The sequence below is a fragment of the Scytonema sp. UIC 10036 genome (assembly GCF_009725235.1).
Genome location: NZ_WJFC01000009.1, coordinates 87,940 through 104,188, shown reverse-complemented (window position 1 = coordinate 104,188; position 16,249 = coordinate 87,940). Strand labels below are relative to the sequence as shown.

The window sequence follows — 16,249 nt, the reverse complement described above, 5'->3', positions numbered from 1 at the left end:
GAGTTACACTGTATATTAATTAAAAACTCTATGTAGATTGCAAAAAAAATTCTTAGGTAGACTTTGATATTTCAAAAACTTTCTCGCAGTCCTCATATTTAAAGGCAAGAGTTTAATATGAATCAACCTTCAAAACGAATGGCTCCCCTTTCTTCGGAAAAACGCAAGTTGTTTTCCTTGCTGCTTGAGAAAGATGGTATCAATATCTCACAAAAACAAATTATTTCTCAAAGGGGTAACTTGAATTCTTTGCCGTTGTCGTTTGCACAGCAACGATTATGGTTTCTCGATCAATTAGAACCGGGTAACCCTTTCTACAACATTCCTGCTGCCATTAAGCTAACAGGTTTACTCAACGTAACAGTACTTCATCAAAGCATTTGTGAAGTGGTGCGTCGTCATGAAGCCTTACGTACTACCTTTACATCTATAACGGGAAAACCCGTTCAAGTGATTCAACAAGCTACTAAGGTAAAGCTACCAATTATAGATATTTTAGAACTTCCTGAAAGTGAACGGGAAGCACAGGTTACAAAACTGATTGAAGAAGAAGCTCAACAACCCTTCGATTTAGTAGAAGGACCATTGTTACGTGTCAAACTCCTGCGCCTAGCTGAAGAAGAACATTTGTTTCTCCTAACTATGCACCACATTGTCGCTGATGGCTGGTCCATTGGTATACTGATCCAGGAGATAGCGACACTCTACGAGACGTTTTCCGTTGGCAACCCTTCGCTATTGCCAGAACTAACCATTCAGTACCCCGACTTTGCTGTCTGGCAGCGTCAATGGCTGCAAGGGGAAGTGATGGAGTCTCAGCTGCTCTATTGGAAGAAACAAATTGGTACAAGCCCTCTCGTACTGAATTTGCCCACTGACCGTCCACGACCAGCAGTTCAAAGTTTTTGTGGTGCAACTCACTTCTTTGCGCTGTCTAAATCTTTGACTGAACATCTCAAAGCAGTGAGCCAGCAAGAAGACGTTACGCTGTTTATGACGCTGCTAGCGGCTTTTAAAACCTTGCTCTACCGCTACACAGCGCAAGAAGACATTTTAGTAGGCTCACCTATTGCTAACCGTAACCGGAGCGAAATCGAAGGATTAATTGGTTTTTTCGTTAATATGTTGGCACTGCGTACCAACGTATCAGGAGACTTATGTTTCCGAGAGTTACTGAAGCGAGTCAACCAAGTTACTAGGGAAGCTTACGCCCACCAAGATTTGCCTTTCGAGCAGTTGGTGCAAGAGCTACAACCAGAAAGAACTTTAAGTGGTCATACACCACTTGTACAGGTAGTATTTGTACTTCAAAATGCCCCAAGACCAGCTCTAGAAATTCCAGGTTTAACTCTGAGACTTCTTGATGTTGATAGTAGGACAGCAAAATTTGATTTAAATCTTGCTATGATGGACACCAAAGATGGCTTAACGGGCACCTTAGAGTATAATACAGACCTGTTCGATGCCACCACTATCACTCGAATGCTGGAACATTTCCAGACAATTCTAGAAGGTATTGTCGCGAAACCAGATTCGTGTCTTTCTGACCTGCCCCTCTTAACAAAGGAGGAATACCAACAACTGCTGACCAAAAATAATACTCAAGCAGTATATCTTAAGAGGGAAGTATGTCTCCATCAGTTATTTGAGGCGCAGGTAGAATCAACCCCTGATGCTGTGGCAGTGGTTTTTGAAGACAAGCACATAACCTATCAGGAGTTGAATCACCGTGCTAACCAGTTGGCCCACTACTTGCAAAAGCTAGGTGTGCAACCTGAAGATTTGGTGGGGCTCTGTCTTAACCTCTCACTTGAACTGTTAATAGGGATTTTGGGTATCCTTAAGGCTAATGGAGCCTACTTGCCCTTAGATCCTGCATACCCACAGCAACGCCTGACCTTTATACTGGATGATGCAAAAGCACCAGTACTAATAACACAGAAGCAGTTCTTAACAAATCTTTTAGAACACCAAGCAAAAGTCGTATGCCTCGATACAAACTGGGAAACCATTTCTCAGGAATGTGTAGAAAATCCCGTTAATAAAGTCACTTCCGATAACTTAGCCTACGCAATTTACACATCAGGAACGACAGGACAGCCCAAGGGAGTTTTAGCCAATCATTATAATGTCATTCGTCTGTTTGAAAATACTCACACTTGGTTTCATTTTGATGAACGTGATGTATGGACGCTCTTCCACTCCTATGCATTTGACTTCTCCGTTTGGGAAATCTGGGGTGCTCTCCTCCATGGTGGACGACTTGTGCTGGTTCCGTATTGGGTGAGCCGTTCACCTGAAGCGTTCTATGATTTGTTATGCCACACACAGGTGACAGTTCTCAACCAAACTCCTTCAGCCTTCTACCAGCTTATAAAAGTAGAAGCGCCCTCTCAGACGGCTCACGGGCTGGCTTTACGTTTAGTGATATTTGGTGGGGAAGCCCTGAAACTCAAAAACTTGGAACCGTGGTTTGAGCGTCATGGGAACCAACATCCTCAGTTAGTTAATATGTACGGCATCACGGAAACAACTGTACACGTGAGTTATTATCCCTTGACATCTGTTAATGTCAGTGCAGCATCAAGTAGTTCTATTGGTAGACCTATTCCCGACTTGCAAGCCTATTGTTTGGCTGAAAATCTGCAACCTGTACCTATCGGGGTCGCTGGCGAGTTGTACGTGGGTGGTGCTGGTTTGACCAGGGGTTACCTGAACCGACCCGGTATAACCGCTGAAAAATTCATTCCCAATCCGTTTAGCGATGAGCCTGGAACACGCCTATACAAAACCGGGGACTTAGCACGCTATCTACCTAATGGAGATATCGAGTACCTTGGGCGTATTGACCACCAAGTAAAGATTCGCGGCTTCCGCATTGAGCTAGGAGAAATTGAAACTTTACTGATGCAGCATGAGGCAATTCAGGAGAGCGTGGTTCTGGCGCGGGAGGACATACCAGGTGACAAGCGCTTGGTTGCTTATGTCGTTCCGAATCAGGAATATCAGGGTTCAAATCAGCAGATGCCTGAGTTGGAATCGAATAGCGAACTTATCTCGCAATGGCAAAACGTTTTTAATGATATTTATCATGATACTGCCTCGCGTTGCGATCCTGAATTTAATATCAGTGGCTGGAACAGCAGTTACACAGGTCTACCAATACCAGAAAAGGAGATGCGCGAATGGGTAAATAACACAGTTGAACGTATTCTTTCCTTGAGGCCAAATCGCGTGCTGGAAATTGGGTGCGGTACTGGTCTATTGATGTTCCGGATTGCTCCTCACTGCAGCCAGTATTACGGCACCGACTTCTCACAAGAGGTTTTGTTTTATTTGCATCATCAACTTAATAAATTAACACAGAAATTACCACAAGTTTCTCTTCTCCAAAAAACCGCAGATAACGTTGAAGGGTTGGAGGAGGAACAATTTGATACAGTTATCCTTAACTCAGTCATCCAGTATTTTCCAAGCGTTGACTATTTATTACGCGTTTTAGAAGGAGCAGTCAACTTGGTGATGTCTGAGGGCTTCATTTTTGTAGGCGATGTGCGTAGCTTACCGCTTCTAGAAGCTTTTCACACCTCCGTTCAACTCTATCAGTCACCATCCTCCCTTTCGCTAGCAGAATTACAGCAGCATATACAAAATCATATAGCTCAAGAGGAAGAACTCCTTATTTCTCCAGAATTTTTCATTGCCCTGAAGCAGCATTTACCAAAAATAAGCCATGTAGAAATTTTGCCCAAGCGCGGTCACTGCCAAAATGAACTCACCAAATTCCGTTATGATGTTATTCTCCATGTAGGATCTCATCTCGCTCCTACTATTGATGTTCCCTGGGTGGACTGGCAAAATCAAAATTTGACGCTCTCATCTATCCACCAATTGCTAGTGGAAACGAAACCTGAGGTCTTAGGCATCACAAATGTACCCAATACTCGTGTCTCTCTTGATGTCCAAGTCTTAAAAACGCTGGCAAGCAAGGAAAACTCTAAGACCGTAGATATACTACTGTCAGAGTGCAAAGGAACCATTGGGGTAGATCCCGAAGACCTATGGGCTTTGAGCCATAACCTACCTTACGTCGTCAACATTAGCTGGGCAAGTTCCCGTGCAGATGGTAGCTACGACGTGGTGTTTAGGCGACACACAACAGTTGATGCAAAGATGCCGGAAAAAGGAATTATTTTTAACCCTGTTCCTTCCGCAGAAACTTTTTGCCTGAAACCCTTACAAAAATATGCTAATAACCCTCTTTTTGGAAAATATACTCATAAGCTAATACCACAGTTACGCAGCTTCTTAAAGGAAAGGTTACCCGATTATATGGTACCCTCAGCTTTTGTGCTGCTCCCAGCTCTGCCGCTTACTTCAAATGGTAAGGTGAACCGCAGTGCATTAACTGCACCAGATTCAGTCAGATTTGAGTTTGAGAATACCTTTGTGGCACCTCGCACCCCGGTTGAAGAGATAGTAGCAGCAATTTGGGCTGAATTACTTGGGCTTGAGCGGCTGGGTATCCATGACAACTTCTTCAATCTAGGCGGACATTCTTTGCTTGCCACTCAGGTCATTTCTCGCGTGCGCCAAGCCTTCCAAGTGAAGGTACAGTTACGCCAGCTCTTTGAAGCACCAACTGTTGCTGGGCTTGCCCAGATTATTGAGAAAACTTGGCGAACCGAAGAGGAACAGCAAACACCGTCCATCTTGCCTATTGCACGAGATAAAGAACTATCGCTTTCATTTGCTCAAGAGCGGCTATGGTTTCTTCATCAGCTAGAACCGAAAAGCACGTTTTACAACATTTCTGTGGCAGTGCGCTTTACAGGTAGACTCAACGAAATGGCGCTGCAACAAAGCCTTTGTGAAATTGTGCGGCGACACGAAGCCTTGCGGACGACCTTCACTACAGTAAAAGGGCAACCAATGCAAGTCATTTCTCCCAATGTTAACTTGACAACAAAGGTGATCGATTTGCGGCAGTTGTCAAAAACCCACAGAGAAGCCAAAGCAATGAATGTGGCGGCAGCAGAAGCACAAAAGCCATTCGACCTTGCTCAAGGGCCGTTGCTGCGAACAACTTTATTACAACTAGACGAACAGGAGTGTGTGGCACTGCTAACGATGCATCACATTATCAGCGACGGCTGGTCCACATCTGTACTGATTCGCGAGATAACGATACTCTACCAAGCCTTTTGCGCCGGCTTCCCGGTGCCACTCAAAGAACTCCCCATACAGTACGCCGACTACGCCCACTGGCAGCGTGAATGGCTACAAGGGGAAGTGCGACAGAGGCAATTGACCTACTGGCAGCAACATCTAGCGAGCGCGCCGCCCATATTGGAATTGCCCACAGACCGACCACGCCCTGCCGTGCAGTCCTTCCGAGGCGCACACCAATCGTTTACACTTCCAAAAAACCTGTATACTTCACTCGTAGCACTCAGCCACAAACATGAAGTCACATTATTCATGACCCTGCTGGCAGCGTTCCAGACTCTGATGGAACGCTACACTGGAGTTGAAGATATTGTTGTCGGTTCGCCGATCGCAAACCGTACCCGCCTTGAAACTGAGGGATTAATTGGATTTTTCGTCAACACACTTGTGTTGCGAACTAACCTCTCAGGTAACCCAACGTTTGAACAATTGCTTTCGCGGGTACGGGAGGTGACCTTAGGAGCGTATGCCCATCAAGAGATGCCCTTTGAGCAGTTGGTGGAAGTACTACAGCCCGAACGACATCTCAGCCACAATCCATTGTTCCAGGTGATGTTTGCCTTGCAAAACGCCCCACAGGAGACCTTAACACTGCCCGGGTTGCAATTGCAGTTGCTCAATCCACCCACAACCACCGCACAGTTCGATCTGACACTGGTCATGGAAGAGACAGACGCGGAATTACGGGGAGCAATGGAGTACAACAGCGACCTGTTTGATGCGACTACCATCACCCGCATACTGAGACATTTCCAAACCCTGCTTGAAGGTATCGTTGCGGCTCCAGAACAACGTCTCTCGAACATCCCCCTCCTGCCGAGTGATGAGCGTCATCAACTGTTAGTAGAATGGAATCACACCCAAGCTTCTTATCCAGAAGATGCTTGTATTCATCACCTCTTGGAGGCGCAACAACAGCAGTCTCCTGATGCTATTGCCGCCGTTTTTGCTGACGAACAACTCACTTACCACGAACTCAATGCTCGTGCCAATCAACTGGCTCGCCATCTGCAAACCCTAGGTGTTGGTCCTGAGGTGCTCGTTGGCGTCTGCATGGAGCGCTCTTTGGAGATGTTGGTTGCACTACTGGGTATCCTCAAAGCTGGCGGCGCTTATGTACCTTTTGACCCCGCTTACCCACAAGAACGTTTAGCCTTTATGCTAGAGGATACCCAGGTTTGTGTCCTCCTGACTCATCAGGGCTTACTTACACAACAACCCACTTCTGAACAGGTGCAGCTTGTTTATTTAGATACTGATTGGGAAACGATCGCCATCCACAGCCCAGAGAACTTACACCGCACAGCAACACCTGAGCACCTGGCTTATGTCATCTACACCTCTGGTTCTACTGGCACACCTAAAGGTGTGATGATTTCTCACCTTGGGGTTTGCAATCAGTTATGCTGGCGGCAGAGTGCCTTTCCTTTGAGCCCAGCCGATAAAGTTCTGCAAACATCTTCTTTTAGCTTCGACCCCTCAGTTTGGCAGTTCTTCTGGCCATTATCAGCCGCAGCGCGGGTTATTATACTTCCCTCAGGTCGGGAACAGGATAGTGCTTACTTGGTTAAATTGATTGCAGAGCAACAAGTCAGTGTCACCAATTTAGTCCCCTCAATGCTTCAACTAGTCTTAGAAGAGCAGAACCTGGAGTCCTGTGACTGTTTGAAGCACCTCACCTGCGGTGGTGATGTTCTTCCTGCTGAACTCCAAAAGCGCTTCTTGACTCGCCTGGGTTTGCACAATGTCTTGCATAATCTTTACGGTCCGACTGAAACCACCATTGATGCCACCTTCTGGCCCTGCGTCCACCCCTCCTCTCATGGGTTTGCCCCCATTGGTCGCCCCATTGCCAACGCACAAATCTACTTGCTGAGTCACGACTTGCAACCAGTTCCTATAGGGGTTCCGGGTGAAGTATATATTGCAGGTCTTGGGTTAGCCCGTGGCTACCTTAATCAACCCTCTTTGACTGCCGAGAAGTTTATCCCGAACTTCTTGAGCCACGAACCAGGCTCACGGCTGTACAAAACAGGCGATAAGGCACGCTACCTCCCCGATGGCAATATCGAATTCCTTGGTCGCATCGACAACCAGGTCAAGATTCGCGGCTTCCGTATTGAATTGGGCGAGATAGAAGCAGTATTGAGCAAACACCTAGGGGTGCGGGAAGCAGTAGTCATTGTACGAGAGGATCAACCTGGTAACAAGCGCCTAGTAGCTTATATCGTTCAAGAGCAAGAGCAGGCTCTGACTCCTAGTGAGCTACGCAATTTCTTTCAGCAAAAACTACCTGCATACATGATACCAAGTGCTTTTGTTTTCCTTAATGTTCTGCCCTTGTCTCCTAATGGGAAGGTAAATCGGCTTGCACTTGCTGCACTTGAAACAAGTACATCTAACCGAGAAGAGGCTTTTGTGGCTCCTCGCACCTCCCTGGAAAAGGCATTAGTTGGGATATGGCAACAGATACTAGGACTAGAGCAAGTAGGTATTTACGACAATTTCTTTGAACTTGGTGGTCATTCCCTTAAAGCAACTCAGATCATTTCTCAACTACGCAGTACTTTTAAAGTGGAGTTGCCCCTACGTCAACTCTTTGAGACACCAACAATTTCTGAAATTGCTAAGGCAATTGAAAATGTCAAGGACAAAAATGTTGAGCTTTCTGCAACACCTTTAATGCCAATTTCTCGAGAATCGCGCAGTGTGAATTTGTCGTCTCAAGGACTACTAGAGGTTCCTGAAGATTTGAAGAAAAAGTTATGAAAAGTCAGTAGATCGAAAACCCCTGCCATGACCGAATAATTCGTAATTCGTAATGGAAAATTTCTGAATTATGAATTAATTAATAATTAACCCTTGGGGTACAAACCCCAAAATAATTCGTAATTCGTAATTCATAGTTTGTAATTGGGAAAAGACCAATTACAAACTATGAATTTAAAAGGAGTGAAGACTGCATAGAAACGCACCTTAAACAACTTACCCGTAATCAGTTACACATCTGTAGCGGATTTAGCCCACCTCTTAGCTGTCGGTATTGACTGTAGTGTAGGGATTGGATAAGCGATCGCATATCCAAGCGAGGCTATTCTCTCAGCAGATGGGCGTTCTGTTTTTCGCTTTAGATTGCCATCATAAAGACCAGCCAAAGATTGTTGGGTTTGCTGAAGAGCTAACCTTACCTCAAACTCCATTAGGGTAAATACAAAGCATCGCAATGTTCAACACGAACATCAAACCAGTGATTCGGTCTTCATGCGTGGAAGTAAAGATAAAAATAATGACGTTACTTTTAATTTATGGATTGTCTGTAAATATAAAAAAGGTAAGAGAAAACAACATGGAATTGAATACTTTGCTTATGTTGTTTATAAAGCTCAAGTAAATTTATCTTATATCCATCAAGATTATCGAAAAAGATTTGGTATTGAAAGTAGTTAGAGATTGAAAAATTTATGTCGAATCCATACAAATAATAAAAAGCCTATATTGCGATTATTGTTTGTACCCCTTGTGACAGTTGAGGTGCGGAATGTGGGTTAGAAGGGAGAAGGGTATTGTACCCGGATTTCTCACAAAATTTGAAGGAATAGGGGTCAAAAACTGCCATAATCTATATTGCACAACAATTCCAGCAGTTTGCAGTATGACCCCAAATAAAAATCATTGTATACCGGAACAGTTCGTATTTGAACAAGTCAAGTCATGTCCAGTTATAGTTAATTTCAAGGGTAAGCCTGTAACATCAGATGCAGGATTAACATTAATTGCGGAACTAGACAGAAAAAGAGAAATAACGTCCCGGTTGGCAGTGTGTTTTAAAGACTACCGAGAGCCAAAGAAAATTTTGGGCTCTTGCGTACTTAGCGTGCTAAAATTGTAGAAAAATAAGCTTAAAACTATTGCTGGGCTTAGCTTACAGCTATTATTAGTTTCAAAATGTTACTCCTTGTTAAAATTGAAATTATAAGTGCCTGTAAGCCTTGTAAATACAAGCATACTTGTAGATTTTAATGAAAATTTAGCACGCTATGTACGAAAGAACCCTCTTTTTGCCTCAATAGCTGCTAAGTTTTTAATAACTTTGTGTTGCCAAAGAGTTAAACCTTGAGTGTACTCCTGATTCATTGCTGGTACAACGATAAATTGATGGTTAGTTGGGTCAAGAACATAGAGTTTTGACAAATCTGTGGGGTCATACTTAATCGTGGCTTTTTCTCTTGGTCGTAAGCCACCTCTCCTCCTCATGTCTTCTCCTTCGTAATTTGAGCGCAGTCGAGCTAATTCAGAACTGTTGTAATAAAGACCATAAAGCTCCACACCTCTTCTAGAAATAACCCGCTTTTCTACCGCTCCGACTAACACTCTTAAGTCTTGAAGAGTTGGTGGTAAAGTGGGAGGATGTTCAGCTATTCCTTGTGACCAGACTTCAGCTCTTGGTGTACAAAGTTGAGCATGGGAACTTTGATTATGAATGTCCACAATAAAGATGTGAATCATCTCTTGTAGTGCTTCGAGAGAAACTACAGCATTCTTTTTGGGGTCATAATCATACTGGGTTGTAAATTCTTGAAATAATGTCCCTGGTTGCCCCTGTAATAGTTGGGTATTATAACTACTAAACGTCCTTTCTACACTACTTTTGTACCATTAACATTATTCAAGAGAGAGCCTCGACTCATCATTTCATCAGTAATGATGATAAATTCCCACCCCAAAGACTTCAAAGTAGAAGCTATTACTGGAAATCGTCTGACATTTTTTTCATCATCAGCAAAGCAAGCGGGCTTAATTTCCACAATTTGTTGTTTAGAATTCCGTTGCACTAAAAAATCCGGGGTATACCGCCGTACTTTTTCATCTAAAATATAAGAAATTTTGAAGGGTTGAGTGCTGTAGGAGAGGACATCTGGATCGATTTCCAGAAGATACATATAATCTCTTTCATTTAGGGATTCGTACCAAATCAGTTCGCGCATCTTGAAACTGAAGAATCTACCAATGTTTTTCTTCGTCCCTGTATTGGTGATTTTTCGTGCCAAGGTAGTCAAACTGTTTTCCTATGGGATATTCAGTATCCCCAAATGTTAATGTTCTCAATTTCACACAAAATGAAGTTAACTTCTGTGCTTAGATACACAATTTCACTTTATGTGCGAATTGACTGTCAGGCTAAAACCCCTACTCCACAAGCAATTTCACTTTATGTGCGAAACTCGTCGCCTGAAACCCCTATAAATTCGTTCTTAGAATTTCATCTTATGCGCGAACCCACACAAGTGAAATCGATTGTAGCACAACGGTCTTAGCCTCAAGCGTCAATTCGCACACTATATGAAATTTTCCGACTTTGATTTAACGACAGCCCGAATGCTTTTTAAAGCGCACTTTTGAAGTGTAATGAGCTTATACTCTGCTAATGGAGCGATCGCTTACTTTATATGATAGTCAACCAGCTTGACTACGGAACATTCAAGAGTTTTATTAGAAATTATAACCAGTATTGTCCGAAATCCCGTGAATTTCTGTGATTAGATGCAAAATTTCAACTTATGTGCGAATTGACTAGAAGGCTAAAACCCTTACTCCATGGTCAATTTCACTTTATGCGCGAATTGCGTAGCCTAGAACCCCTATAACTTCGTTGTCCACATTTCATGTTATGCGCTTATATGTACTTGAAAACATGTAAATCACCAAAAAGCTTATAGAGCTTGAACTTCACGTTGTAAACATTGTCTACAAAGTTAGAAAAACTTATATAGGACTCAATTAAGACTCAATGCCTGAGTCTGGTGGCGCTGATTGATACGTTAAAGACTTGTGCTGGATATGTAATATATAACGAAGTACTTAACAAGCTTCTACTACGTTGATTACATAAAATAGTGGAAACTATCGAGTACGTATAAATGCACAAACCCACAAAAATAACGCGAACTCCAGGAGCTTGATTTTCTCCCCTATTTTCCTTAACCGAGTAGTATTGCCTGTAGTCGCACTATTGATCGCTTGGTTGTGGTTACAAGAAGTCCCTACACCAATCTCCCTGCTTGGAGGTACGATTGTCTTTTGTGGTGTAATGCTCGTCAATCGTCGTACATAGCCGTTTTTTATGACTTGAGAGAACTGCTTTTCTCATCTTTCAATAAGTGTTTCAAGTCAATGAAAACTTTAGCAAGTTAAGCTGAACTTACTAAACTTATTAAAGTTTTCTTGTGTAAGTAGGGAACAATATGCAAGAATTTCATCAGATTTGCTGGACGAATACATTTTTCAGTAATTTTAAGAATGGCTAGAAGAAAATACGGTTAAAAACTTAACCGTATTTTTTTTTACTTCATTAAACATTTTTGTAAAATTCAAATGATATCATGTCCGCTTATATACCCTGAATAAAGCTCACGCAAAGACGAGGCAGCGCGTTGCCCAGAGGAGTGCTATGGGGTGAATCTATCCCAGCATTGAAGTACCCAATTATCAGCGTCCATCTGCGTTCATCAGCGGTTAATTATTCTTTATGTACCTTACAAAAGTTATCAGAAAGTGTTTGTTCTGTTAATTTAGATCAAAGTTGATAATCGAAAGAAGTTTCTACTTCTAAGAAGATGTCTGAAAAGAATCGAATTGTTGGGTTTCGTTCCTCAACCCAACCTACACAATACATTTGGCGATTTAAGATTTACTTTATAAATGACCTCTGAGAAAACAGTAAAAATTTTAACAATTTAAGCTTAAACTACTTAAGTTTTCTGGTGTAAGCAGGAAAAAGTATGCAACAATTTCTTTTGACATAATCCTAGCCAGATTTGCATTATAACTGGGTGATTTAATACGCGGTTGAGCCTTCTCAACCGTATTTTTATACAAATGTGGATTATTTATAATATTTACACTGTGAAGATTAAGAAAGTTTGCGATAATAGACTAACTTGCGATCGCGTAAAACTTCTGGATGTAAAATTTTAATTATATCGGATAAGACTATGTGAGGATTGCTGATTCCACTTTCCCAGTAGTCGTTACCTCCACTGGAGTTAAGACGAGCATTGTTATTGTAGAGATTTCCGTTTTTTACAGCTTTAAAATCTCCATAACGGTTGTCTTCAGCAAGTAAATCTTTTTTGGTTTTCCAATATAAACTTCCATTTAACCAATAGTCGGCATTGGTAGCACGTTCAAAGACTTGTTCTAAAGATAATGGTAAAGTTCCTGATGATTTATTGTCTTTCCAAAGATAGTTTGCACCTGCATCAGCAAAATATTGGGCTACATAACTGTTCGCTCCTGGCATATACCAAGTTCCTTTTGAGTTAAATCCAACAAATACAGTTGGACGATTTTTTGCTGCTTTTGCTTTGACTGAAATTGCTTGATATTGTTTTGCAATTTCGTCAAAAATTTCTTCTGCTTTGGCTTCACGATTAAAAAATAGAGATGTAAATTTTATCCATTCGGCTCGTCCCAATGGAGATGATTCCATGTAATCAGCGTTAATAGCTACTTTTAAACCTGCTTCTACGAGTCTGGGATAACTATCAACGTTTGGATTGCCTACTCCATATGTTGTTACTAAATCTGGGTTTAATTCTAATATTTTTTCTATGTTCAGACTATTATCAATTCCTAATTTGACTAATTTATTAGCTTTAATTTTTTCAACGACGCTAGTTGTATTGATTGTACTTGTATCGCTAACTCCAAGAAGTTTATCTACAACTCCTAACTTCTCTAAATGAGGTAAATGAGTGGTAGAAAGCGAAACGATGGTATTGATAGGAACTTGAATAGTTTGTGATTCTTTAAATCCTTTGGGAACAGGCGTACCGCAATGTACAAGAACATATTGAAATGTGGTATCTGCATTTTGCCATGGATTTTTTACTATAACAATTTTATAAGTATTATGATATTCTACTACAAAACCTTTGGCATAATCAACACTGACTTTTTGTGGAAAGTAATCGGTTCTTTCGCTATAATTTTTAACGCATTCTTGGTTCAACTTACTGTTAGATACTGTAATTCTATTATTGCTAGTTTTCTTTGAACTGTAGCAAGAAATCACAAAAATAGTCATTAAGACTATCTGGCAGAAAAAGATGATAGGTTTGAATCGTGCAAATTTTATATCTTTCATGTTTGTTAGATTTTAGACAAGCTCAGAATTGTGTACCCTCTTTACAATTGTACTGTATGAACAAATTCAATATACGGTTAACCGTATATAGCTGGGACGGTGGATTTTCACTATAAATTTAGCGGTTATCTGCACTTCTCTTTTGGTCGGTAAATTTGTCAAGATAATCTTGTAGCTTCAGGGATTTTGAATGAAAAAGAAATTTTTTACCCAAATATTTCAAAACGGTATTCGTAAAGTTTTACGCCATCCTAAATATCGGCTATTTGCAATTGTTGCTGGTTTATTCTATTTAATTAGTCCCTTAGATATTTCACCGGATGTTGTTCCCATTTTAGGATGGGTAGACGATGGGCTGATTGCGAGTTTTGTTGTTGCAGAAGCTTCACAAATCCTTATAGAAGATCTGAAAAAGCGTAAAAAAGTAACTCCTACTGAATCAAATTCTCCTCAGACAGCAACTACGATTGATGTTGAAGCTGTAAGGCTTTCATAAAAGTTATAACGATACTGCAAGGGCTAAGAATACTCGTTCGGTTGGGTTTCGTTCCTCAACCCAACCTACACATTTTTATTTTTTAAGCAAAACCTTTAAGTATTGAAAGTTATATTTGTAAATTTAAGTAACCATATTGTAAGTGCGATAAGTTGAAAGCTTATCGCATTTCATTTATAACCATTAGTTTGATTGTACGGTTATTATCAATAGTGATGGTAGTTAAAGCCGAATAACACAGCTTTTTCCCAGCAATATCATAAGAATATAAAGCAAACAAACAAGAACGCAATTTTTACTTATTCATAACACCTATGGTATTAATTCGTTACAACCCCTGGCAAGAACTAAACGCTATCCAACGCCTGTTGGAAGATACAAGAGTTCCATTTGAAAGAGATTTCGTTAAAGTTCCTGCCGCTGAACTAACCCAAACAGATGATGCTGTTCACCTGAAGTTGGAACTTCCAGGAATGGATGCTAAAGATTTAGATATCCAAGTGACAGAAAACACTGTTTCCATTAGTGGCGAACGCAAGTCTGAAACTAAAACCGAAGACAAAGGTACGACACGGACTGAGTTCCACTATGGTAAGTTTCAGCGCGTCATTCCTTTGAAAGTAAAAATTCAGAATACTGATGTCAAGGCAGAATACAAAGACGGTATTTTGAATCTGACTCTGCCCAAGAAGGAAGAAGAAAAGAACAAAGTTGTCAAAGTTAATCTAGAACAACCTGCTGCTTAGTTGACTGTTGAAGCGATAAGTTTCCTTGCACGTAGATAATTATCAAGCAACCCCGGTCTAGTTAGAGTTACCGGGGGTTTTTTTCAGGAGTGCGGTTTCGCTTGATGGAATTGGGCTGATGCTTGGAAGTATGGTTCTGGTAATAATTATTTGGATGAGTCACCTTTACTTACTAAAACAAATCCTCGTGTTTTACCCGACACCGAATCAGTAGTGTTCATTGCTTTCCATAAATCTACTGTTTTTACCCAAACTGGTGGATATTTATAACGAGAAACATCCAGAATTAAAAATCTATCTGTTTGTTCGTTGTAAGCAGCTATTGGCGAAATATGTCCGCCTTTTTCTTGTCCAATTTCTTTACGTAAATAGTTAGCTAAAACAAAATTTCCTGGCTGTTTTAAATTTTCTGCTGCTTCTTGGCGAAACTGTTTTAAGCTAGTGTTAGCAGCGTGATTAACCTCTACTTTAACACCGTAGCTTACTAATAGTTGTCCCATCTGCTCTAGCGTCATTCCCATGCGAGAAACAACTTCAGGACTGATGACTTTTCGCGTTGCTTGGTTATGAAAAAAGTTTTCTTGAGTAAATACATGGTAGGGTTTATACTCTGGTGCTTCTGGTGCAGGAATTCCTAAACTATTCAGCACCATGACTATACTAGCAACTCCACAATATGCTTGATTATTTTGGGTCACAAATTGAGTACTAAGAGGAAAAAAATCTTGTCGATAACCACTTTCAAGTAATAGTTTTTCACCTTCAGGTGTAGTAAAACCAATTAAGTTTGGTGTCAAAGGTAGAGTCTGAGCAACAACACTCCCACCAGTAACGCATATTCCGAAAACTATAGCTTTTATTGATACTTTAATAAAGTTGATTTTGCAAAACATACATTTCAACTGCTATTAATAATTTAACTTTAGTTTACCAGAAGAAAGGTAGAGCGCAGAGGGCGGCTATGCTGCCATTGCAGAAACGACTGCGAGTTACATTGGCTTGGTGAATAGCGACGACGTTCTAGTATTACAATAAGCTAACAAACCACTTCTCATACCAGAACATAAGTACTAAGATAAATTCAGCACAAACAATTGCTTGGTAAGCTGCTATGACGTTAGGTACAATCAACCACTTATCTTTGACTGTAAGCGATCGCTCCTTATCTGAGCCATTTTACGACCAGATTTTACAGTTCATGGGGTATCAGCAGGTAGAGAGAAACGAAGAATTTACCATGTGGTGGCAACAGAATGCGGGGGCTATTCTCATTTACAACAGCCGCCCGGACTCTCCTAACAAAATTCACGATCGCTACTCACCAGGATTGCATCATCTCGCCTTTAACGCCGAAAGTCGAGAGCAAGTCGATAAACTTTACCAGATCGTTCTGGATATGGGCGGCACAATTTTGGATTCACCCGCAGAATACAACCACTATGCACCTGGTTACTACGCTTTTTTCTTTGCCGATCCTGATGGGATCAAATTAGAATTTGTTCATATGCCAAATTTACCTTAAAACTGGACTTTGGACAAAAATATTTGGCTACTGCTTATGAAACTGTGAGGACTGTTGACACTCCACGTACTTATGAGACTGTTTCACAAAAAGCAGTCACAGGACTCATG

The 16,249-nt window shown here is 41.3% G+C and carries 10 protein-coding genes and 1 pseudogene; 6 read left to right on the top strand and 5 right to left on the bottom strand.

All coding sequences use genetic code 11. From position 1 onward, the window contains the following. Positions 1 to 117 precede the first annotated feature (117 nt). Positions 118 to 7,998, top strand: a complete 7,881-nt coding sequence (locus F7734_RS06650; RefSeq protein WP_155743931.1) for a non-ribosomal peptide synthetase — start codon at positions 118 to 120, stop codon at positions 7,996 to 7,998. 230 nt (positions 7,999 to 8,228) lie between these two features. Here F7734_RS06650 and F7734_RS61735 read toward each other — a convergent pair whose 3' ends face one another. After that, positions 8,229 to 8,453: a hypothetical protein gene (locus tag F7734_RS61735; RefSeq protein WP_207714035.1), complete on the bottom strand. Its 225-nt coding sequence runs from the start codon at positions 8,451 to 8,453 to the stop codon at positions 8,229 to 8,231. Between the two features lie 37 nt (positions 8,454 to 8,490). Here F7734_RS61735 and F7734_RS63155 point away from each other — a divergent pair, with 37 nt between their 5' ends. Continuing rightward, positions 8,491 to 8,676, top strand: a complete 186-nt coding sequence (locus F7734_RS63155) for a hypothetical protein (RefSeq protein ID WP_243146730.1) — start codon at positions 8,491 to 8,493, stop codon at positions 8,674 to 8,676. 205 nt (positions 8,677 to 8,881) lie between these two features. Next, positions 8,882 to 9,070 (top strand): annotated as a pseudogene (locus F7734_RS06635) (transposase); the annotation flags it as partial. A gap of 194 nt (positions 9,071 to 9,264) precedes the next feature. Here F7734_RS06635 and F7734_RS06630 read toward each other — a convergent pair. The 3 genes from F7734_RS06630 to F7734_RS06615 all read right to left on the bottom strand — a co-directional run bounded on the left by F7734_RS06630 (position 9,265) and on the right by F7734_RS06615 (position 13,375). Next, positions 9,265 to 9,735: a Mu transposase C-terminal domain-containing protein gene (locus tag F7734_RS06630; protein WP_243146729.1), complete on the bottom strand. Its 471-nt coding sequence runs from the start codon at positions 9,733 to 9,735 to the stop codon at positions 9,265 to 9,267. Between the two features lie 131 nt (positions 9,736 to 9,866). Continuing rightward, positions 9,867 to 10,286 (bottom strand): TnsA endonuclease N-terminal domain-containing protein, encoded by a 420-nt coding sequence (locus tag F7734_RS06625; RefSeq protein ID WP_155743930.1) that lies wholly within the window; start codon positions 10,284 to 10,286, stop codon positions 9,867 to 9,869. A gap of 1,853 nt (positions 10,287 to 12,139) precedes the next feature. Then, positions 12,140 to 13,375 (bottom strand): ABC transporter substrate-binding protein, encoded by a 1,236-nt coding sequence (locus F7734_RS06615; protein WP_155743928.1) that lies wholly within the window; start codon positions 13,373 to 13,375, stop codon positions 12,140 to 12,142. Positions 13,376 to 13,565: 190 nt separating this feature from the next. On the opposite strand from F7734_RS06615, the gene F7734_RS06610 reads away from it, so the two are divergent. Then, complete coding sequence (locus tag F7734_RS06610) at positions 13,566 to 13,871, top strand: DUF1232 domain-containing protein (RefSeq protein WP_155743927.1); 306 nt, start codon at positions 13,566 to 13,568, stop codon at positions 13,869 to 13,871. A 314-nt stretch (positions 13,872 to 14,185) separates the two neighbouring features. Continuing rightward, on the top strand, positions 14,186 to 14,617 hold the full coding sequence (locus tag F7734_RS06605) for an Hsp20/alpha crystallin family protein (protein WP_155743926.1): 432 nt from the start codon (positions 14,186 to 14,188) through the stop codon (positions 14,615 to 14,617). A gap of 146 nt (positions 14,618 to 14,763) precedes the next feature. On the opposite strand, the gene F7734_RS06600 is transcribed toward F7734_RS06605, so the two are convergent. After that, positions 14,764 to 15,510, bottom strand: a complete 747-nt coding sequence (locus F7734_RS06600) for a phytochelatin synthase family protein (RefSeq protein WP_155743925.1) — start codon at positions 15,508 to 15,510, stop codon at positions 14,764 to 14,766. Between the two features lie 218 nt (positions 15,511 to 15,728). Here F7734_RS06600 and F7734_RS06595 point away from each other — a divergent pair, with 218 nt between their 5' ends. Then, positions 15,729 to 16,139 carry a VOC family protein gene (locus F7734_RS06595; protein WP_155743924.1) on the top strand — a complete coding sequence of 137 codons (411 nt, stop codon included), beginning with the start codon at positions 15,729 to 15,731 and terminating at the stop codon, positions 16,137 to 16,139. Positions 16,140 to 16,249 lie beyond the last annotated feature (110 nt).